The sequence below is a fragment of the Devosia sp. UYZn731 genome (assembly GCF_040546795.1).
GTDB lineage: Bacteria > Pseudomonadota > Alphaproteobacteria > Rhizobiales > Devosiaceae > Devosia.
The window spans coordinates 231595-251810 of the sequence record NZ_JBEPOL010000007.1; the positions used below are offsets into that span (position 1 = coordinate 231595).

General features: G+C 62.7%; 17 protein-coding genes. 15 read left to right on the plus strand and 2 right to left on the minus strand.

Going from position 1 to position 20216, the window contains the following annotated elements; genetic code table 11:
- Nucleotides 1-113 precede the first annotated feature (113 nt).
- Genes ABIB57_RS18655 through ABIB57_RS18680 form a run of 6 tightly spaced genes read left to right on the plus strand, consistent with a single transcriptional unit; the run spans nucleotide 114 to nucleotide 7378 of the window.
- Nucleotides 114-1139 (plus strand): ABC transporter ATP-binding protein, encoded by a 1026-nt coding sequence (locus tag ABIB57_RS18655; protein WP_354042698.1) that lies wholly within the window; start codon nucleotides 114-116, stop codon nucleotides 1137-1139.
- The gene (locus tag ABIB57_RS18660) at nucleotides 1136-2170 is read left to right on the plus strand and encodes an ABC transporter ATP-binding protein (protein ID WP_354042699.1); all 1035 of its coding nucleotides are present in this window, start codon (nucleotides 1136-1138) and stop codon (nucleotides 2168-2170) included. The genes ABIB57_RS18655 and ABIB57_RS18660 overlap by 4 nt, the downstream gene beginning before the upstream one ends.
- Nucleotides 2171-4024: a DUF2264 domain-containing protein gene (locus tag ABIB57_RS18665; RefSeq protein ID WP_354042701.1), complete on the plus strand. Its 1854-nt coding sequence runs from the start codon at nucleotides 2171-2173 to the stop codon at nucleotides 4022-4024.
- Nucleotides 4021-5031 carry a hydroxyacid dehydrogenase gene (locus ABIB57_RS18670; protein WP_354042702.1) on the plus strand — a complete coding sequence of 337 codons (1011 nt, stop codon included), beginning with the start codon at nucleotides 4021-4023 and terminating at the stop codon, nucleotides 5029-5031. Before ABIB57_RS18665 ends, ABIB57_RS18670 begins: the two co-directional genes overlap by 4 nt.
- Nucleotides 5028-6728, plus strand: coding sequence for an acyltransferase (locus ABIB57_RS18675; protein WP_354042703.1), 1701 nt, complete (start codon nucleotides 5028-5030; stop codon nucleotides 6726-6728). Before ABIB57_RS18670 ends, ABIB57_RS18675 begins: the two co-directional genes overlap by 4 nt.
- The gene (locus tag ABIB57_RS18680; RefSeq protein WP_354042704.1) at nucleotides 6725-7378 is read left to right on the plus strand and encodes a ThuA domain-containing protein; all 654 of its coding nucleotides are present in this window, start codon (nucleotides 6725-6727) and stop codon (nucleotides 7376-7378) included. Before ABIB57_RS18675 ends, ABIB57_RS18680 begins: the two co-directional genes overlap by 4 nt.
- Before the next feature lie 205 nt (nucleotides 7379-7583).
- On the opposite strand, the gene ABIB57_RS18685 is transcribed toward ABIB57_RS18680, so the two are convergent.
- A complete protein-coding gene (locus tag ABIB57_RS18685; RefSeq protein WP_354042706.1) occupies nucleotides 7584-8294 on the minus strand; it encodes a class I SAM-dependent methyltransferase in 711 nt (236 codons plus the stop codon).
- A 203-nt stretch (nucleotides 8295-8497) separates the two neighbouring features.
- On the opposite strand from ABIB57_RS18685, the gene ABIB57_RS18690 reads away from it, so the two are divergent.
- From ABIB57_RS18690 to ABIB57_RS18730, 9 genes are all read left to right on the plus strand, one after another.
- A complete protein-coding gene (locus ABIB57_RS18690; protein WP_354042707.1) occupies nucleotides 8498-9769 on the plus strand; it encodes an O-acetylhomoserine aminocarboxypropyltransferase/cysteine synthase family protein in 1272 nt (423 codons plus the stop codon).
- Between the two features lie 296 nt (nucleotides 9770-10065).
- On the plus strand, nucleotides 10066-11415 hold the full coding sequence (locus tag ABIB57_RS18695; RefSeq protein ID WP_354042708.1) for an ABC transporter substrate-binding protein: 1350 nt from the start codon (nucleotides 10066-10068) through the stop codon (nucleotides 11413-11415).
- Between the two features lie 57 nt (nucleotides 11416-11472).
- A complete protein-coding gene (locus ABIB57_RS18700) occupies nucleotides 11473-12777 on the plus strand; it encodes a carbohydrate ABC transporter permease (RefSeq protein ID WP_354042710.1) in 1305 nt (434 codons plus the stop codon).
- Nucleotides 12778-12779: 2 nt separating this feature from the next.
- Nucleotides 12780-13622, plus strand: a complete 843-nt coding sequence (locus ABIB57_RS18705) for a carbohydrate ABC transporter permease (RefSeq protein ID WP_354042711.1) — start codon at nucleotides 12780-12782, stop codon at nucleotides 13620-13622.
- Nucleotides 13622-14680 carry an ABC transporter ATP-binding protein gene (locus tag ABIB57_RS18710; RefSeq protein WP_354042712.1) on the plus strand — a complete coding sequence of 353 codons (1059 nt, stop codon included), beginning with the start codon at nucleotides 13622-13624 and terminating at the stop codon, nucleotides 14678-14680. The genes ABIB57_RS18705 and ABIB57_RS18710 overlap by 1 nt, the downstream gene beginning before the upstream one ends.
- The gene (locus tag ABIB57_RS18715) at nucleotides 14677-15435 is read left to right on the plus strand and encodes a glycerophosphodiester phosphodiesterase (RefSeq protein WP_354042713.1); all 759 of its coding nucleotides are present in this window, start codon (nucleotides 14677-14679) and stop codon (nucleotides 15433-15435) included. Before ABIB57_RS18710 ends, ABIB57_RS18715 begins: the two co-directional genes overlap by 4 nt.
- On the plus strand, nucleotides 15432-16433 hold the full coding sequence (locus ABIB57_RS18720; RefSeq protein WP_354042714.1) for a LacI family DNA-binding transcriptional regulator: 1002 nt from the start codon (nucleotides 15432-15434) through the stop codon (nucleotides 16431-16433). Before ABIB57_RS18715 ends, ABIB57_RS18720 begins: the two co-directional genes overlap by 4 nt.
- Nucleotides 16433-17251, plus strand: coding sequence for an inositol monophosphatase family protein (locus ABIB57_RS18725; RefSeq protein WP_354042821.1), 819 nt, complete (start codon nucleotides 16433-16435; stop codon nucleotides 17249-17251). The genes ABIB57_RS18720 and ABIB57_RS18725 overlap by 1 nt, the downstream gene beginning before the upstream one ends.
- A 19-nt stretch (nucleotides 17252-17270) precedes the next feature.
- Nucleotides 17271-18935 carry a Na/Pi cotransporter family protein gene (locus ABIB57_RS18730; protein WP_354042715.1) on the plus strand — a complete coding sequence of 555 codons (1665 nt, stop codon included), beginning with the start codon at nucleotides 17271-17273 and terminating at the stop codon, nucleotides 18933-18935.
- On the opposite strand, the gene ABIB57_RS18735 is transcribed toward ABIB57_RS18730, so the two are convergent.
- Nucleotides 18932-20068 (minus strand): acyltransferase family protein, encoded by a 1137-nt coding sequence (locus ABIB57_RS18735; RefSeq protein WP_354042716.1) that lies wholly within the window; start codon nucleotides 20066-20068, stop codon nucleotides 18932-18934. The genes ABIB57_RS18730 and ABIB57_RS18735 overlap by 4 nt on opposite strands.
- Between the last annotated feature and the right edge of the window lie 148 nt (nucleotides 20069-20216).

The window sequence follows — 20216 nt, forward strand, 5'->3', positions numbered from 1 at the left end:
GGGCCTTTGGCGCGCACCTCACCCAGTAAAGGCCCCCTCACCCGACCCAAGAGGGTCGACCTCTCCCCCAAGGGAGAGGTGAAGGTCGGACGACCACGCGTGGAGTTCCAATAATGACCCAACCTCTCCTCGCCATCGAAAACATGTCGATCACTTTCTCGTCTCCCGACGAGGCGGATATCGAGGCGGTGCGGCAGGTCGATCTGACGCTGACGGCCGGCAAGACGCTCTGCCTGGTGGGCGAGAGCGGGTGTGGCAAGTCGGTGACGGCGCGGGCGATCCTGCGGCTGCTCGACCAGAATGCCAATATTCGCACCGGGAAAATCCTGTTCTCGGAGAAAGATGAACCCACCATCGATCTTGCCGCCCTCAAGCAGGACAGCCTGCCGTTGCGCAAGGTGCGCGGCAACAAGATTGCCATGATCTTTCAGGAGCCGATGAGTTCGCTGTCGCCCGTGCACACGATCGGCGATCAGATCGACGAGATGATCCTGATCCATGAGGGCCTGAACCCCAAACAGGCGCGCGAACGCACCGTGGCGCTGCTCGATCAGGTCGGCATTCCCGGCGCACGCGAGCGGGCCGATGCCTATCCGTTCCAGCTTTCGGGCGGGTTGCGGCAGCGCGCCATGATCGCCATGGCGCTGGCCTGTACGCCGGACCTGTTGATTGCCGACGAGCCGACCACGGCGCTGGACGTGACCACGCAGGCGCAGATCCTCGATCTGCTGCGACAGCTTCAAGCCGATTACGGCATGGCCATGCTGTTCATCACCCACGATCTGGGTGTCGTCGCCGAAATCGCCGACGAGGTGGCGGTGATGTATCTCGGCGACGTGGTGGAGCAGGGCAATGTCTACGACGTGTTCCGTGCCCCCCAACATCCCTATACGCGGGCGCTGATGGCTTCGATCCCCAAGATGGCGCGCAAGGCGGACCGGGTGCGGCTGTCGCCGATCAAGGGCACGGTGCCCTCCGCTTCGGACCGGCCCGAGGGCTGTGCCTTCACCAGCCGCTGCCCCTATGCGTTCGAGCCCTGCGCCACGATCCGGCCGGAGCGGACCGTGGTGGGTGATGGGCATATCGCGCGGTGTCATCTGCTGACTAAAGCGCCGGTTATGGCGGAGGCGAATGCATGAGCACGCTGCTGAAAGTCGAAAATCTGTCCAAGAGCTATTCGCTGAGTTCGGGGCTGTTCGGGCCAAGCCGCACACTGGACGCGCTGAGCGATGTCAGCCTCACCGTCGAGGCCGGCGAGACGTTGGCGGTGGTGGGCGAAAGCGGTTGCGGCAAGACCACGCTGGGGCGCTGCATCATCAAGGCGCAGCCGGCGACGGCGGGCACGGTGACCTATTATCCCAAGGGCCACGAGCCGGTCGAACTGACCGCGCTCAACAAGCGGCAGATCAAGCCTTGGCGGCAGGATATCCGCATGATCTTCCAGGACCCGATGAGTTCGCTCAATCCGAACATGCGGGTGTTCGATATCGTGGCCGAGCCGCTGCGCATCCACAGAATCGCCAAGGGGAAGGACCTGGAAGACCGCGTGGTCTCGACGCTGGAAAAGGTCGGCATTGCTGCCGACGGCGTCGGGCGCTATCCGCATGCGTTTTCCGGCGGGCAGCGCCAGCGCATCGGCATTGCCCGCGCGCTGGTGCTCGATCCAAAACTGGTGATTGCCGACGAGGCTGTGTCGGCGCTGGACGTGTCGATCCAGGCGCAAATCCTCAACCTGCTGGAAGACCTAAAGAGCGATTTTGGGCTCACCTACATTTTCATCAGCCACGATCTGGGCGTGGTGAACTACATCGCCGACCGGGTGGTGGTGATGTATCTGGGCCATGTGGTGGAGAATGCGCCCACCGAAATGCTGTTCGAGCGGCCGCGCCATCCCTATACCGAAGTGCTGCTCGAGGCCCTGCCGATTGCCGATCCGCTGCGCCGCAAGGGCCGCAATGTCGAGGTGCGGGGGGAAATCCCCTATCTGGGCAATCGCCCCGTCGGCTGTCCGTTCCACACCCGATGCCGTTATGCGCAAGACATTTGTCGCGCCGAGCGCCCGGCGCTGCGCCCGATCCATGGCACGGCGCAGGAAGCGGCCTGCCATTTCGCCGAAACTCTAGACCTCAAGGGTGCCTACGAAGCGCCCGCCACCGGGACTTATGCCTAGATGACCTATGATCCGCTCAGCGCCAATCCGCTTTTCGGCAACACGCTCAAGACCCGCGCCGATGTCGAAACGGGGCTCAACGACCTGTTCGCGCCGCTGCTGCCCTATTTTTCCGCAGGTGGCGCGCGGGTGCGGCTCGACGCGGCGGCGGCGCATTTCGATCGGGCGGCGGCGGACCTCGAAGGCTTTGCCCGTCCGCTCTGGGGCCTGACGCCGCTGGCGGCCGGTGGTGGCACTTTCGAGCATTGGGACCTCTATCGCCGCGGCCTCGCCAATGGCACCGATCCCGAGCATCCGGAATATTGGGGTACGGTCAAATCCACCGATCAGCGCATGGTCGAGCTGGCGGCCATCGGCTTCACCCTGCGCATGGTGCCCCATCTGGTGTGGGAGCCATTGCCGCAAAAGGCCAAGGACAATCTGGCCGCCTACCTCAAGCATGCCCGCCAGTTCGACTACGCCGACAATAACTGGAAGTTCTTCCGCATCCTGGTCGATCTCGGCCTTGAGGAATGCGGGGTCGAGTTCGACCGCTCGCTGACCGACAAGTATCTGGAAGAACTGGACGGTTTCTACCTCGGCGAGGGCTGGTATTGCGACGGTATTGTGCGCCGCATCGATCATTATATTCCTTTCGCCATGCACTTTTACGGGCTGATCTACGCCACGCTGGCGCGCGGCGACGAAGAGCGCGTGGCCCGCTACAAGGAGCGTGCAGCGCTATTCGCCAAGGACCTCACAAGCTGGTTCGACGAGGATGGCGGCGTGCTGGCCTTCGGTCGCAGCCTGACCTATCGGTTTGCCTGTGGCGGGTTCTGGGGGGCGCTGGCCTTTGCCGATGTGGAGGCTTTGCCCTGGGGCGAGATCAAGGGGCATTTCATGCGCCACCTGCGCTGGTGGGCCAAGCAGCCGATCGCCAATCGCGATGGGATTTTGTCGATTGGTTATGGCTATCCGAACCTGTTCATGAGCGAGAACTACAACTCCGCCGGCTCGCCCTATTGGGCGCTCAAGGCCTTCCTGCCGCTGGCGCTCGCGGCGGATCACCCGTTCTGGACCGCCGAGGAAACCCCCGCGGTCAAGCGTATCGAACCGCTGCCGCTCAAGCATCCCGGCATGGTGATGATGCAAACCCCGGGCAATGTCGTTGCCTTGTCGAGCGGGCAGCAGAATTATCAGATGCGCTTTGGCGCCGAGAAATACGCCAAGTTCGTCTATTCGTCGCGATACGGTTTTTCGGTCGAGTCCGACGAGCGTGGTTATGAAAACGCGGCCTTCGACGGCATAATCGGCTTCTCCGATGATGGCCGCCACTATCGCGTCCGAGAGTCCAACGAAGTGGCGCAGATCGCCGGCGATACGCTGTTCGCGCGGTGGAAGCCGTGGGCCGATGTGAGCGTCGAGACCTGGCTGCTCCCCGCCAATCCCTGGCATATCCGCGTGCATCGGATCATCACGCCCCGCGTGCTCAAAGCCAGCGAAGGCGGGTTTGCCATCGGTCGGGCGGATTTGAATTCCGATACCTATGAAGACGGTACGGGCAGGGCCCTTGCCCGCTCTAAAACCGATGTCAGCACCATTCTCGATCTGGCCGGCAAAAGGGCAGGGCGTGCGCACAAGGCGTTCCCCAATACCAACCTGATCGTTGCGAAAACTATCGTGCCGCAATTGCGGGGCGATATCCCGGTCGGCACGACCGTGCTGGTCACGGCAGCGATGGCGTTGCCGGTGAGCGCTTTTGCCGATGCTGCGCTGGCCAAGCCGCCCCAGGCGCCAGACCTTGCCAGGCTCGAAGCCTTGTTTGCCCGCGAGGGCATCGATGTCAGCGCCATTCTGGTGGCGGAGAGGTTTTGATGGCACCCAAGCTCGCCTTCGCCATGGCGGCGGACAAAACCAAATATGTCTTTGACGACGCCTCGCTGGCGCGGCTGGCAGCATGTTGCGACGTTGTCTCGCCGACGCCGATCGAGGATTTCTCCACCCCCGAGGCGCGCCGCATCCTGCGCGATCTCGATATCCTGGTGACCGGCTGGGGCTGCCCGCAGGTCACCGCCGAAGTCGTCGCCGCCGCCCCCAAACTGCGTCTGATCGCTCATTCGGCCGGCACGGTGAAATACACCCTCGACGCAGCGGTTTATGAGGCCGGCATCACCGTCACCCACGCGGCCGATGCCAATGCGGTGCCGGTCGCCGAGTTCACGCTGGCGGCGATCATCTTCGCCAACAAACATGTGTTCCAGCTGCGCGATCTTTATCGCGCCGATCCCAGCCGCCGCTCCACCTATGCGATGATGGACCAGCCCATCGGCAATTATCGGCGCACCATTGGTCTGGTCGGCGCGTCGCGTATCGGGCGCAAGGTGGCCAGGTTCCTCGAGGCCTTCGATTTCGAGGTGTTGCTGAGCGACCCCTATGTGTCGGCCAGCGATCCGATCACCAAAACCGTCGAACTGGTCGATCTCGACACCCTGATGCGGCGTTCGGATGTGGTCTCGGTGCACGCGCCATCCTTGCCCTCAACCCGCCATATGATCGGCGCGCGCGAACTGGCATTCATGCGCGCCAATACAGCGTTCATCAACACGGCGCGGGGTGCAATCATTGACGAGAATGCGCTGATTGCCGAGTTGCAAACCGGGCGTATCCAGGCGGTGATCGACGTCACCGATCCGGAAATTCCGGCGCGGGACTCGCCGCTTTATCACTTGCCCAATGTGTTCCTGACGCCCCATGTTGCCGGAGCGGTCGGCACCGAACGCTTGCGGCTGGGCCAGTTGGTCACCGAGGAAGTCGAACGCTTCGTTGCCGGCCAAAAGCTTGAATTTGCGATCGAGCCGGCATTTCTGGAGCGTCTTGCATGACCCTGTTGAGCCACGACGAAAGCCCGTTTTCCCGGCGCGACGCGCTGTCGGCATCCGAGGAGGCCATCAAGGCTGCCGATCATGCAGAGCGCCTGCAATGGCTGACCTGGGATCGCACGGCCGAGGATATTGCCAGCCCCGAACATGTCGCGCGCAAGGCGCGGCTGGCGTTGACTGCCGGGGCAGTGTTTGCCCCCACGGCCTATGTGGCGGCCGACGCGGCGATCTTCACCAGCCATCTGGTGCTGGGTGAAAACAGCTGGATTGCCGGCCATGCGCTGGTGCGGGGCGACATCGAATTCGGCGCGAATTCCACGGTCAATTCGTACGCCTGCATTTCGGGCAAGGTGCGCTTCGGCGACGGTGTCCGCATCGCCTCGCATGCTTCGATCGTAGGCTTCAACCACGGCTTCGACGATCCGAACGTGCCCATCCATGCACAGAAGCACTATAGCGCCGGCATCGTCGTCGAGGATGATGTCTGGATCGGCGCCAATGCGGTGATCCTGGATGGCGTCACTGTCGGCAAAGGCGCGGTTATCGCGGCGGGCGCTGTGGTCAGCAAGGATGTGCCGCCGCTGGCGATCGTTGCTGGCGTGCCGGCCAAAGTCGTGCGGCGGCGGGGCGAACTGGCGGTGGGGCGGCAGGCGAAGGGCGATAGCGAAGGGGCGCTCAAGCGTCTGGGCGATATGGCGAAAAGCCAGTGGCCGGATATTCTGGCGCGGCATAGCCGGGACGGCTCGTATCTGTCCTTCGAGGCGAGCGGGCAGGCCAAGCCGAGCATTCGGCACCTCTGTGATGCCATCGAGATCGCCACCTCGTTTGATGCGCTACCGGAGGGACTCGACGTTCCCCGGGCGATTGCGCAATTGCAGGATGTGCAGGACGCGGCGACGGGATTGTTCCCCGATCCGTTCCAGCTGCCGGCGCCGGGGCAGGCCATGCGCGACAATGGGCTGGCGCTCTATAATGTCCTGGCGGTTGGCTATGCGCTGGAATGTCTGGGCAGTCACCCACGCCAGCGGATCGGCGCGGTCGAGGATCTGGATACCAACGCGTTTTGCGATTGGCTCGATGGACTGAGCTGGCGTGAACGCGCCTGGGGCGCGGGGGCGGCGGTCGATGCGATCGGCACGGCGCTGTATTTCAATGCGCGGTATTTTTCGACGGGCCGGACTCGAGAGACGCTGTTCGGCTGGTTGGCGCTGAAGCAGGATCGGGCCACGGGGCTGTGGGGGTCGACCACGGAGGCGGAGGGATTGCTGCAGCCGGTCAATGGGTTTTATCGGCTGACGCGCGGGACGTATGCACAGTTCGGACTGCCGGTGCCGCAGGCGGAGGCGGCGATCAATTCGGTGCTGCTGAACTATCGCAATTATGGTGGGTTTTCGGGGCCGACCTATACGGCGTGCAACCTGCTCGACACCATTCATCCGCTGCGGCTGTGTTTGCAGCAGACTGATTATCGGCGGGCGGAGGCCGAGGCGATTGCGCATGCGATCATCCAACGGGCGGTAGAGCGGTGGGTGCCGGGTGAGGGTTTTGCCTTCGCCGATGGGCATGCGACGAGCCTGCAGGGGACCGAGATGTGGCTGTCGGTGGTGCATCTGGCGGCGGATTTGTTGAGCATGGCGGATGCATTTCCGTTTGCACCCAAGGGCGTGCATCGCACCCGCGCGGTCGGATTGGGGCTGTGAGCGATCAACGCAAAGCGCTCGTGGTTTGGGGCGGCATGGAATTGCACACGCCCGAGCGCAGCGCCAATGTGGTGCGCGATCTGCTGCAGGCCGAGGGGTTCGCCGTCACGGTGACACCGGATTATGACGCACTGGGTGCCGAGGATGTCGGGGATAATGCGCTGGTTGTGCCGGTGCTGACGGCGGGGACGCTGGAGCCGGAGAAAATGGGCCGGCTAATTGCCGCGATCCAGGCTGGAACGGGGCTGGCCGGTTTTCACATGGGGCTGGCGACGAGCTTTCGCGACAGCGTGCCGTTCCGCTATGCGGCGAGCTGCTATTGGGTGTCGCATCCGGGCAATATCATCACCCATCGGGTGGACGTCACGCGCGGCGATCATCCGATCTTGGCGGGGATCGAGAGCTTTGAGCACACGTCCGAGCAGTATTATCTGAACTACGATCCCGCGGTTGAAGTGTTGGCGACCACGACGTTTTCGGGGGAGTTTCACCCTTGGCGCAAGGGGGTGGTGATGCCGGTAGTGTTCACGACTATGCACGATCGCGGTCGGGTGTTTTATTCGTCGCTGGGGCACACGGCGGACGAGCTAGCGCGGCCGCAGGTGCGCGAGATCCTTAGGCGTGGGCTGCTTTGGGCGGCGCGGGGCTGAGGGGCACAAACGTCCCCATCGAGCGTGCTTCCTACTCTTTGAACTCGATCTATCCCCACCCACCGGCAGACACCTCCCCCTTGACGGCGGAGGTTGGGGGGGTGTTGGGCGCCACGATTTAGATCGAGGCCAAACCTCCCCCCACCCTTGATCCCTCCCCGCAAGGGGGAGGGTGTCGACTGACAATTCGGCGCTACTCCTGCTGCTACGTCTGCGCCTGCCGCTTCAGATATTCCGACTCCGGCAGGGCTCCGGCATAGTTCAGTTCGCGATTGGCGCGCTCCCAGAACAGGGGGTGAACCCGGTCGAGCAAAGCCGGCGCGGTCGGTGTCAGACCCAACTGAGCGGCAGTCCCCGCATCAAGATACAGCAGCACGTTCTGCTTGTACCAAGCGGGAATGTCGTCGTCGGTCCAGATGGCGGGTCGGACGACATCGAAGCCCTCATAACCATGGCTGGCGAATAGTGCGGCCCAGTAGCTTTGCCACTGCTCGTTGAGGTGGTTGACGCCGCCCTGGCCGGGGATGGCTGCGCTGAACAGGATTGCCGGGGCGAGGGCGACCAGGTCGGCGACGAAGCTTTGCGCGCGGGCAGGGGTCAGGTGTTCGGCGACTTCAAGAGACATTGCGAGATCGACACGCGGACCGGTGAAGCGCTGCTCCAGGTCTTGCGGGGCGAAGCTGATGCGGGCGTCATCGAGTTGATCGGGGGTGACCCAATTGCCCTCGATGCCGAAGGCTGAACCGGCGCCATCGGCCAAGGCAGCGGCAAGCCAGGTGCCGGTGCCGCAGCCGATATCGGCGACGGAGCGGCGGAGTAGATTGGCGGGCAGGGCCGACAGGATCCGCCTCGCTGCGTGGGCGGTGCCGGCGCGGCGGTTCGTGTAGAAATCGCTGGGATAGATCGAAGCTGTCATGGTCTGGCCGCCTTGGAATGCGTCGAGACACTAACCCGCTCATCCCATTTCAACCAGCCGATGGGCACCGTCAAAGCGAAAGACTTGCTCAAATCGGCATCGCATTCGAACGGACATTGTCGCCTCGGCGCTTGGTGGTTGGCCGATAGGCGCTATGGTGCTTGTGGAACCGGCCGGGCAAGGGCCGGACAGAGGAGAGACCAATGAAACTTGAAACCATGGCGCTGCACCACGGCTATACGGCCGAGGCCACCACCAAGGCCGCGGCGGTGCCGATCTACCAGACCACTTCCTACACGTTCGATGACACCAAGCATGGCGCCGACCTGTTCAACCTGGCAGTGCCGGGCAATATCTATACTCGCATCATGAACCCAACGACGGCAGTGCTGGAACAGCGCGTGGCCGAAATGGAGGGCGGCATTGGTGGGCTGGTGGTTGCCTCCGGCATGGCGGCGATCACCTATTCGATCCAGGCGATTGCGGGCGTCGGCGACAATATCGTGTCGATCAGCCAGCTCTATGGCGGCACCTATAACCTGTTCATGCACAGCTTTCCGCGGCAGGGCATCGAGGTGCGTATGGCGGCCGCCGATGATTTTGAAGCCATCGACGCGCTGATCGACGGCAAGACCAAGGCGGTGTTTTGCGAATCCATCGGTAATCCCGCCGGCAACGTGGTGGATATCGAGCGGCTGGCGCAGATTGCGCACAAGCATGGCGTGCCGCTGATCGTCGATAACACCGTAGCGACGCCATATCTGTGCCGCCCGATCGATTTCGGCGCCGATATCGTGGTGCATGCGCTGACCAAATATATCGGCGGGCATGGCAATTCCATCGGCGGCATAATCGTCGATAGCGGCAAGTTCGATTGGGTTGCCAACAAGGAACGGTTCGCCGTGCTCAACGAGCCTGATCCGTCCTATCACGGCGTGGTCTATACGGCGGCTTTGGGGCCTGCGGCCTATATCGGGCGTTGCCGCGTGGTGCCATTGCGCAATACCGGGGCGGCGCTGTCGCCGCATAGCGCTTTCCTGTTCCTGATGGGACTGGAAACACTGGGCCTGCGCATGGAGCGGCACAACGAAAATGCCCTCAAGGTGGCGCAGTATCTCAAGGCGCATCCCAAGGTGAGCTGGGTCAATTACGCGGCGCTGCCGGACAGCAAGTATAACGCCGTGGCCAAGCGGATCACCAAGGGGCAGGCCTCGGGCATTGTCAGTTTCGGCATCCAGGGCGGGCAGGAAGCGGGCGGCAAGTTCATCGACGCGCTGAACATGATCTTGCGTCTGGTCAATATCGGCGATGCTAAATCGCTGGCCTGCCATCCGGCGTCCACCACGCATCGCCAGCTCAATCCCGAAGAACTGGCGCGAGCCGGCGTCTCGGAAGACCTGGTGCGCATATCGGTGGGCATCGAGCACATCGACGACATTATCGCCGATATCGAGCAGGCGCTGGCCAAGGCCTGATTTTAGTGCGGCCGGTCCGATGGGCCGGCCGCTTTTTCGTCTTCATCCCTGAATGAGCATCTGCATCGGGCAATTGACCGCACTGTTTCGGCGTGTCAGTGTACACGTGTGCAAAGGCCTAATTCCGCGTCAGTCGGACTTTCTTTGTACACGTGCGCAAAATGTCATGAGGCCGTTATGTGCGGCCCCTACAGCACCACAAGCTGGACTTGCGCCAGAGGAGTTTTGCGGCCGACATCGGGTGATGGGTGGCTGCTCTGGGACCAGCCACCTGACGGCTCAACGGGAGAAGACGGATGACAATTCTAAGAGGTTTGATGCGGGCGACCGCACTTGTTGCCGTGACGGCAGCGCTCGCTGGCCCCGCTTTGGCCAAGGACGTGACGATCAGCGTGTGGGCCGGCGGCACCGGGCCAAACGACGTCTATCGCGTCGATTCGATCGATATCGCCGCCGACATTCTGGAGCGTGAAGCCGCCATTCGCGGCGAAGAGCTCAACATTACGGTCGAAAAGACCACCTATCCGGGTTGGCCCGATTTCAAGCAGGCGCTGACCCTGTCGGCGGAAGCCGGCAACCCGCCCAATATCGTCGTATCCGGCCATGAAGACATTGCCCCCTGGGCGCAGTCGGGCCTGATCGTGCCGGTCGAGGATTATGTGGATCTCGACGCCTGGCCGCTCAGCGCCATCTATCCGAACCTGATGGAAATCGCCTCCTATAGCGGCAGCGTCTATGGCATTCCGCAGGACGCGGAGTCGCGGCCTTTCTTCTTCTGGCGGCCATCGATGCTGGCAATCGGCTATACCGATGCCGATCTCGACGCGCTGCCGCAGAAGGTTCAGGACGGCGCTTATACGCTGGCCAATGTGCTGGAAGACGCCAAGAAAATGCAGGATGCCGGCGTTGTGCAGCCCGGCTATGGCTTCTATCCGCGCCCGTCCAACGGCCCTGATTACTGGCAGTTCTACCGCAGCTTCGGCGGCACGCTGGAAGAAAACGGCAAGCTGGTCTTCGACAGGGCCGCAATGACCAAGTTCTACCAGTTCTTCGTCGATGCGGTTGCGGCCGGGGTCACCAAGAAGAACCATATCGGCATGGATGACGCCACCTGGTGGGCCGATATCGGCGCTGGCAAGGCTGGCATCTGGCATGGCGGCACCTGGCATTATGCCCGCTACGTCAACCAGGAAGGCATGAAGGATTTCTTCGGCAATGTGCAGTTCTCGCTGATCCCGGCTGGCGACGCGCAGGGCAAGGCCAATACGCTGACCCATCCGCTGGTCTATCTGCTGACCGCCAACAAGGATGAGGAACTGGTGCAGATCGCCGCCGATCTCATCACCATCGCATCCGAGCCGCAGATCAACGTGCTGCATGCCATCAAGTCGGCCCATCTCGGGATTTCCGAGGAAGAGACGACGCTGGCGCTCTATAGCGACAACCGCTGGGCCTCCGAGGCCAGCCAGCGCCTGCTGCCCTATGCCACCGCCATGCCGAACAACGCCAATTTCGGCGTCTATTGGGATGCGATGTGGGCGGGCCTGCAGGCCTCCTGGACCGGCACCAAGACGGTCGACCAGGCGATCTCTGACGTCGAAACCACGCTCAAGAGTGGCCTTGGCGACGCGATCATCATTCGCTAGCGCCATCCAACCGGCGGGAGCAATCCCGCCGGCCCTTTCCGGCAGCAGGAGGCCCCGATGAACAGTTCCAGATCGCTCGGCCTGATGTTGCTGACACCGGCCATTGTGCTGGTGGTGTTATTCTTTCTGGTGCCGGTGGCACTCACGGCAGTGTTCTCGTTCACCAATATGAGCACCGCAACCGGCATTACCGGCGGCGCCTATCAGATTGGTCCCAGTTCCATGCAGCGGCTGGGCGATAAGTATGGATTTCCCGAGCTGGCCGAGCGGCTGAGCCAGCCGAGCTATGTGATCGACGAAAGGGGTCTGGCGGCGCTGGAGAGTGGCGGGGTCGACGCACCCGCGATCACCGAAATGCGCACCCATCTGGGTGAGGTGTTTCCGACGCGCCGCGAGGCCGAGCGGATGATCAAGGGGCTGAACGCGCGGCCGAGCACCCGGGAGGTCAAGCAGATCTCCGAGCAGTTCAACCGCTCGCTGCTCGATACGCGCTATGAGAGCGAGGGCGATCTCCTGGCCGGGCTCGATGCGCTGGGTGTCGAAGTGACGCCGGCGGAGCGGGATGCGGTGGCGGCGTCGAGCTATTCGGGCTGGACGTGGACCACCGAGAATTTCCGCCGCATGGTCTCCACGCCCGATACCTTGCGGACGCTGATCAATACGGTGTTCTACGTCGCCATCGTGCTGGTGCTGTTCAACACCGGCTATGCGATGTTCCTGGCCATCACGACGTACTACATGCCCGAGACGACAGGTGGTATTTTCCGCTCGATCTGGCTGCTGCCGCGCATCACGCCGCCGGTGATCTACGTGCTGATGTGGAAGTGGCTGGCCTGGGACACGGGCTTTATCTCGATGTTCCTCGGGCAGTTCGGCGTGGCGCCGAAAAACTGGATGCTCGATAGCTCCACCAATGCCTGGGTGTTCGTCATACTCATCAATGGCTTTGTCGGCGCGTCGATGGGCATGCTGGTGTTTTCGTCGGCGCTGCGGGCCATTCCGAAATCGCAGTTTTATGCCAGCGAGGTGGATGGCGCGAGCCGGTGGCAGCAGATCCGCTACATCATCCTGCCGCAGATGCGTTGGCCGATCCTGTTCGTCACTTGTTACCAGACGCTGTCGCTATTGGCCTCGTTCGACCTGATCCTGCTGTCGACCGAGGGCGGGCCGGGTGGCGCCACCGAAGTGTGGTCGCTGATGACCTATCACACCGCGCTCAGCAACTATGCGGGCAACCTCGAATATGGCTATGGCACGGCGCTGTCGCTGGTGCTGGTGGTGATCGGGGTTACGCTGTCGCTGATCTATCTGCGGGTGTTCAATTACAACGCGCTGGTCGCCAAACCGCTGATCGAGCAATAGACATGGCCACGCAAACCCAAGTTTCGGCGAATTTCAAAAGCTGGCCGGTGATCCTGGCGCTGGCCATTGTCAGCCTGCCGCTGATCGTGATGTATCTCTACTTCTTCATCGATACGATCACCGATTCCGCGCCCGGCTCGCTCATTCCCAATGCCATCACCTTCCGGCACTGGGACTTCCTGTGGCAGGCGCGGGGCAATCGCCCAAGCATCTGGCCGGTGGCGCTCAATACGCTGGTCTTTGCCACAACGGTGACGATCATCGTGCTGCTGGTGTCCTCGACCGCCGGTTATGTGCTGTCCCGCCTCAACGTGCCCGGCCGGGGGTTCTTCCTCGCCGGAGTCATGGTGCTGCATGCGTTTCCGTCGGTGACGCTGATCGTGGCCATCTTCCTCGTGCTGCAAATGGTGGGGCTATACAATTCGCTGTTCGGGGTGATCCTGGTCAAGGCCGCGTTGGAAATGCCGCTGGGCATCTGGCTGATGAAGGGCTTTTACGACACCGTGCCGTGGGAAATCGAAATGGCGGGGATTGCCGATGGCGCGTCCCGGTTCACGGTATTCCGCCGGCTAGTGCTGCCGCAGGTGCGGCCCGCGCTGATGGCCCTGGGGCTGTTCGCGTTCCTGTCGAGCTGGAGCGAATATATCCTGCCGCAGGTGCTGGCGCCCGGGGCCAAGGCGCAGGTGCTGAGCGTTTATCTCGCCAGCCTGATTGCCGACGACAACAATTTCGATCTGTCCTTATTCAAGGCGGTCGGCGTTTTCTACATCATCCCGGTGCTGATCCTGTTCCTGTTTTTCCAGAAGCACCTCATGAACATTTACGGCGGGGGCTCGAAGGGCTGATGCGGATTCTGCTCGATAAATTCTCCAAGAGTTTCGGCACGACCAAGGTCATCGAAGACCTGACGCTGGAAGTCGCCGATGGCGAAATGCTGGCTTTGCTGGGCCCCTCGGGCTGCGGCAAGTCCACGACGCTGTTCGCCATCTGCGGTATCCACAAGGTCACTGGCGGGCGTATCCTGTTCGGCGACCGCGACGTCACCGACCTGCCCAGTCAGGCGCGGAGCGTGGGGGTGGTGTTCCAGTCCTATGCGCTTTATCCGCATATGACGGTGGCGGAGAACATCGCCTTTCCGTTGCAGGTCAAGAAGGTGGCGCCCGACCAGATCAAGCGCGAGGTCGATGCGATTGCGGCGCTCGTGCATATCGAAAACCTGCTGGGACGGCGTCCGGCGGAACTGTCGGGTGGGCAGCAGCAGCGTGTGGCTTTGGCCCGAGCGCTGGTGCGCAAGCCGGATGTGCTGTTGCTCGATGAGCCACTGGCGAACCTCGATGCCAAGCTGCGATTGGAGATGCGCTCGGAAATCCGCCGCATCCAGTTGGAGACGGGCATCACGGCGATCCTGGTCACCCACGATCAGGTGGAGGCGATGAGCATGTGCGACCGCATCGCCATCATGAACGCGGGCGAGATCGTGCAATTGGCGACGCCGACGGAAATGTATCACAATCCGCGCACGGCCTTCGTCGCCGGGTTCCTGGGCAATCCGCCGATCGCGTTCCTGCGTGGCACGGCGCGGGATGGCGGCTTTGCGCTGGATAATTCCGATATTCGCCTGCCGTTGCCTGCCGGCACGCTAAGCCCCGCCGACGGCAGCAAGCTGACGCTGGGGATTCGCCCCGAGGATTTCGGGCCGCTCGGGGATATCGCCATTCCGGGCAAGGTCTCGTTTGTGGAAACCCAGGGTCGCGAAAACCTTTATGACGTGCGGCTGGCCGATGGCAGCGTGCTGCGCTCGATCCAGCCGGTGCGCGGCGATATCGCAGTGGGCAATGAGGTCGCCTGGAGCGCCAGCGGCGCCAAGGTCATGGTGTTCGGCGAAAACGGAGCGCGGCTATGATCCCCGCCTATGTGCATGAACTGGCCCTGCGCTATGGCTGGCCGGTGACGGCGGCCGAACTACCGATGACCATCGGCCATCGCGGGGCGAGCGGGCATCGGCGCGAGAATACGCTGGCGGCGTTTCAGCTCGCCGCCGACATGGGCGCGCGCATGTGGGAGCTGGACACCCAGCTCACCGCCGACGGTATTTGCGTGGTCAGCCATGACGATCATCTGCAACGCTTGTTCGGGCAGGACCTGTACATTTCCAAACTCAGCTTTGCCGAATTGCGCGCCGCCGTGCCGGATGTGCCCAGTTTTGCCGAAGTGGCGGCGTTGGGGCGGCAGACGCGTTGCGGGCTTTATGTGGAACTGAAGGCAGCGGGAACGGGGCAGTTGGTCTGGCAGGAATTGTTGGCCAATGAGCAACGCTTCGCCTGCCTCGGCTCGTTCGACGTGGCGCAGGTACGCGAGTTGCGCGACAGCGGCTGCGATTATCCGCTGTCGGTACTGGTGCGGGTGGGGCACGATCCGCATGCGCTGGCCGACCGGGCGGGTGCCGACATCATTCATCTGTGCTGGGAAAAGGCCGGGGCGCGACCGCAGGACCTGGTGGATGCGGCGCTGATCGCCAGGGCGCGAGCAGACGGTCGCGGCATCGTGCTATGGCATGAGGAGCGGCCGGACATCATCGCTGATATCGTCATGCTGCCGGTCCTGGGCATTTGCACGGACCTGCCGGATTTGTTTCAGAACCAGGCCAAGGCATCATGAGCGACACCGAAAACCGTTCACGCAAGGTCACTTCGTTCGACGTGGCGCGGCGTGCCGGGGTGTCGCGCGCGGCGGTGTCGCGCACGTTCACGCCCAATGCCAGTGTCTCGGCCGAAACGCGTGCCAAGGTGCATGAGGCGGCCAAGCACCTGGGCTATCGCGTCAATTATTTGGCGCGGAGCCTCACCAATCAGCGCTCCGATTTCGTCGGCGTGGTGGCAGCGGGCCTCGATAATCCATTCCGAAATCTACAGATAGAACAGATTTCGCGGGCGCTGCTGGCGCGCAATTTCCGGCCGGTGCTGCTGCCGACCGATACCGAGGATCAGGCCGAAGTCATTGCGCAGTTGCTGCATTATGCGGTGTCCGGGGTGCTGGTGACCTCGGATGCGCCGCCAACCTCGCTGTGCGAGGAATTTGCCGATAATGGCGTGCCCATCGTGCTCATCAACAAGGGCGACGACATTCCGCTGGTGGATCGTGTCGTCTCCGACGACAAGGCGGCCGGGCAGATTGCTGCGATGCAGTTGATCGACGGTGGCGCCAAGCGTCCGGCGGTGATGGGGGCGGCTGGCGTGTCCTATACGGCGCGGCGGCGCATGGAGGCGTTCCTCGCCCGCTGCAAGGCGATGGGCGTGACCGCTGATGTGCTGCCCATAGCGCGCAATGATTATGCACACGGCTTCGACGGGGCCGGGCAACTCGCCGGCACCAATATCGATGGCCTGTTCTGCATCAACGACTACCTGGCCTGCGGGGTAATCGACGGCCTCGCCCGACAGCGCAAATCGCGCGGCGCACCTCCACTGCGCATTATCGGGCACGATAACATCCCGCAGGCCGGGTGGGGTGCCTATGAGCTGACGACCATATTGCAGCCCTGCGATATCCAGGCCGAACAGGCGATCGACCTGCTGACCAGCCGCATGGCCGACCCGACGATGACTGCACGGGTGGAGTTTACACCCGTTTCCCTGATCAAGAGGAAGACCGCGTGATTGAGGCCGAAGCCAAAGCCCCGGGCCTGACGGCGCGTGTCACCGCCGCCATCGATCTGGCGCGCCAGGTGGGCCGCGCTGCATCGGCATTCCGCGATAGCGGCGCGCTCAATGTGGAGAACAAGGGCTTGCAGGACTTTGTCACCATTGCCGACCGGCGGGCGGAGGACACGATCCGTACAACCCTCGCGCGGCTGTTTCCCGATGACGGCTTCCTGGGCGAGGAGGGCGGCGGAACGCCCGGCGGCAAGGGCTTCTGGGTGGTCGATCCCATCGACGGCACCACCAATTACATCCGCGGCTTCCGCCATTGGGGCGTGTCGATGGCCTATGTGGCCGACGGAGAAATCCGCATCGGCGTCATCTATGACGCGGCAGTGGACAAGGTCTATTCGGCCGTCAAAGGGCAGGGGGCTTTCAAGGACGGCAAGGCGATCCGGGCATCGTCGGTGAGCGATCCGGCACAGGCGCTCGCCATTTTGGGTCATTCCCGCCGCACCGATTTCGCGGTGTATCAGGGCGTCTCCCAGCGGCTCTACGATCTTGGCATTGACTATCGCCGTATGGGTGCGGCAGCGATAGGGCTGGTACGAGTGGCCGACGGGATCGCCGATTTGTACTACGAGCAGCACCTTAACGGCTGGGACATGATTGCTGGGGCGTTGATCGCGCGCGAAGCGGGGGCCATGGTCGCAATGCCGCCACTTGCTGCGTCGCTTAGTGAAGGCGGGCCCATTATCGCCGGCGCTACCGGTCTTGCCGCCCAATTTGCATTCCTCGCCGACATTGCCGGCCCCGATTGCGTAGCGCTGCCGTGAACCGAGGACTAATTCTGGGATGAACATCTATCTGCTGATCTTGCACCTTGCTGGCGCTGCGACATTGCTTCTATGGGCGGTCCGAATGGTCCGAACCGGTGTCGAGCGAAGCCAGGAACCGGCTCTGCGGCGCGCGTTGCGCGAAAGCCGGGGCAGCAAGATCAAGGCAGCGGGGATCGGTGCCGCCGTCGCGCTGCTGTTGCAGAGTTCGACCGCAGTGGCTGTGCTAGCCGCGGGATTTGCGGGCATTGGCATCATGAGTGTGGCGACGGGGCTGGCGCTGATGCTGGGGGCCTATTTTGGCTCCTCGGTCGTGGTGCTGATCCTTTCGGTCGATCTCACCTGGCTGGCGCCGCTGCTGTTGCTGGCCGGTGGCGGCCTGTTTTTCAGGGGCACGGCGCGCGAGCAGCGGCAGTTCGGGCGTATCCTGATCGGCATCGCGCTGATCCTGATTTCGCTGCAGATGATCGGCGAAGCGACCGCGCCGCTGCGCGGCAATGCCGAATTGCCGATGATTGTGAGCTACCTCAGCGGCGACTTCATCACGGCGTTCCTGATCGGGGCGGCGTTCACCTGGCTGGTGCATTCAAGCGTGGCATCGTCGCTGCTGATTGTGACGCTGGCAGCGCAGGGCGTGATGCCGATCGAGCTTGGCGTGTCGCTCATCCTGGGCGCAAATCTCGGCGGTACCTTAGCGGGTATGGGCCTGACGGGCAGCGGCACCACCGAGGCGCGGCGGATAGCCTATGGGCAATTGCTGTTCCGCGGAATGGGCTCGCTCGCCGTGTTGCTGGTTTATCACTTGCTCAATCCGGACCTGTCCTGGCTGGGCGGGGACGTGGCGCGGCAGGTGATCAATCTGCATCTGGGGTTCAACTTTGTCGTCCTGCTGGTTGGCCTGCCGCTGACCGACGCGGTGGCGGCGTTGATGGCAAAGCTGATCAAGCCGAAGTTGACGGCCGAGGAAATGGCCAATCCGCTGGCCGAGGCGACCAGCGCGCTGGACCAGAACGTGGTCAGCCAGCCAGATCTGGCGCTGGCCAGCGCGACGCGCGAATTGCTGCGCATGGCCGAAATCATCGAGCGCATGCTGGCGCCGCTGATGGAGCTGTACGAAACCGGCGACCGCGAGAAAATTCGCCAGGCCCGGCAGATGGAAAATGCCGTGGATCAGGCGCAGCAGGAGATCAAGCTCTATCTGGCGAAAATTCAGTTCGGCGAAGATCCGGACGAAGTGCGGCGCGCGCACGACCTGTCGAGCTTTGCCATTAATCTGGAATATGTCGGCGACGCCATCTCCAAGACGCTGCTGCGGCTGGCCGAACGTCGGCGCGACCAGAAGCTGTCATTTTCGGCGGAAGGCTGGCGCGAGCTCAACGAACTGCACCACCGGGTGATGGCCAACATGCAGCTGGCGCTCAACGTGCTGGTATCGCAGGATCGCGAATCCGCCCGCAAGCTGCTGTCGGAAAAGGAAGCTATGGGCTGGGCCGAGCGCGCCAGCCACGGCCAGCATTTGCGCCGGCTGCAAAACGGCGGCGCCGACAGCATCGAGACCAGCAATATCCACCTCGAGACCTTACGGGCGCTCAAGACCATCAACTCGCTGTTCGCCAGCGTGGCCTATCCGATCCTGCGCGCCAGCGGCGACCTGCTCGACAGCAGGTTGAGCGGCAAGGCCTAAGCTGGGTCTTCGACGCTGGCGCGGCGGGGCGAGAAGCGATCCCGAATCCAGCTTTGGGCCGGACGCTCGATCCAGCGATAGCTGGCAATCGAGATAGCGATCAGCACGGCGAAGAAGGCGAGGAAACCGAATGGCGACTGTATCGGCGCCAGCGGCAGGCCGCCCAGCATCACAGCCGAGGCGATGGCCAGTTGCAGCGGGAAATGCCACAGGTAGAGTGCGTAGGTAAGGTCGCCGATGGGCGAGAGTTTTTGCCAGAACTTTGCGCCATGGCCTTCGTGCAGGGCTAGCGCGAAAACGGTCAGCGGCACGAGGCCGAGGCGGAAGCCCATCTCGACCCACCACCAGCCGATCATGCCAAAACTGTTTAGCCAGCTGGTGAGTGGGTGGTACTTTGCTTCCACAATGGCATAGAGCCACAAGACGACCGTGAGGCCGAAGATGGGCGCGACGAGCGAGGGCATCCACTGCCGGTCGCGCAGCCGGCGCCAGGCTTCATAAACCACGCCGCCAGCGAAGAAGCCGATAATGCCACGGCCGAGTGCCCATTGGGTCTGCATCACCCACAGGCCGACCACCACCGCGCCAAGCAGAGGCACAATCCAGTGCGGCCTGAGCAGGCGGCAATAGAGGCAGAACAGCACGTAAAGCAGGATTTCGACGCCGACCGACCATTCGGGGCCGTTAAAGGTCCAGCCGGGGATGAAATATTGCAAAAACAGCAGGTTGAGCGTGAAATTGGGCCAAGTGGTGCCGCCATAGACGAAGCTGTCATGGCCATTGGCCATCAGGTTGACCTGCAGTACGGCGATCACGATCAGGGTGATGAAATGCAGCGGGTAGAGCCGCGAAAACCGAGCCAGCCAGAATTTTCCGAGGCTCAGCGATTTTTGGCTGATGGCCTGTCCATAGAGCCAGAAGAACACGAAACCCGACAGCGTGAAGAAGAACTCCACCGCCAGCCAGCCGTATTGGTAAAGCGGAAACAGCAGGTCGTAGAACGGCTGGATGGTGCGGTCGGTGAGCTTGCCGCCGCCGATCAGGTACATGTGCTGCCAGTGCCAGACCACCACCGCCAGCGCGGCGATACCGCGAGCGGCGTCGAGGGAATGGAGGCGTTTGAGTTCAGTCACGCCTACATCCTTCAGAGTGTGCTGCAGCGTTGGCTAATGGTCCGCGATAGCGTGAGCAAGACCAAATTACTGAAATGGGGTAATGCGTGGCTGGCGGATCGGTTTCGAACCTATTGCAACGTTGCGACGGCGCCACCAGAATCGCGAT

What these genes read in the sequence shown, in the direction of transcription:
- ABIB57_RS18730 (WP_354042715.1), top strand. Translation starts at nt 17,271, where the DNA reads ATGAACATCTATCTGCTGATCTTGCACCTTGCTGGCGCTGCGACATTG.
- ABIB57_RS18720 (WP_354042714.1), top strand. Translation starts at nt 15,432, where the DNA reads ATGAGCGACACCGAAAACCGTTCACGCAAGGTCACTTCGTTCGACGTG.
- ABIB57_RS18685 (WP_354042706.1), bottom strand. Translation starts at nt 8,294, where the DNA reads ATGACAGCTTCGATCTATCCCAGCGATTTCTACACGAACCGCCGCGCC.
- ABIB57_RS18665 (WP_354042701.1), top strand. Translation starts at nt 2,171, where the DNA reads ATGACCTATGATCCGCTCAGCGCCAATCCGCTTTTCGGCAACACGCTC.
- ABIB57_RS18675 (WP_354042703.1), top strand. Translation starts at nt 5,028, where the DNA reads ATGACCCTGTTGAGCCACGACGAAAGCCCGTTTTCCCGGCGCGACGCG.
- ABIB57_RS18705 (WP_354042711.1), top strand. Translation starts at nt 12,780, where the DNA reads ATGGCCACGCAAACCCAAGTTTCGGCGAATTTCAAAAGCTGGCCGGTG.
- ABIB57_RS18715 (WP_354042713.1), top strand. Translation starts at nt 14,677, where the DNA reads ATGATCCCCGCCTATGTGCATGAACTGGCCCTGCGCTATGGCTGGCCG.
- ABIB57_RS18695 (WP_354042708.1), top strand. Translation starts at nt 10,066, where the DNA reads ATGACAATTCTAAGAGGTTTGATGCGGGCGACCGCACTTGTTGCCGTG.
- ABIB57_RS18690 (WP_354042707.1), top strand. Translation starts at nt 8,498, where the DNA reads ATGAAACTTGAAACCATGGCGCTGCACCACGGCTATACGGCCGAGGCC.
- ABIB57_RS18655 (WP_354042698.1), top strand. Translation starts at nt 114, where the DNA reads ATGACCCAACCTCTCCTCGCCATCGAAAACATGTCGATCACTTTCTCG.
- ABIB57_RS18700 (WP_354042710.1), top strand. Translation starts at nt 11,473, where the DNA reads ATGAACAGTTCCAGATCGCTCGGCCTGATGTTGCTGACACCGGCCATT.
- ABIB57_RS18660 (WP_354042699.1), top strand. Translation starts at nt 1,136, where the DNA reads ATGAGCACGCTGCTGAAAGTCGAAAATCTGTCCAAGAGCTATTCGCTG.
- ABIB57_RS18710 (WP_354042712.1), top strand. Translation starts at nt 13,622, where the DNA reads ATGCGGATTCTGCTCGATAAATTCTCCAAGAGTTTCGGCACGACCAAG.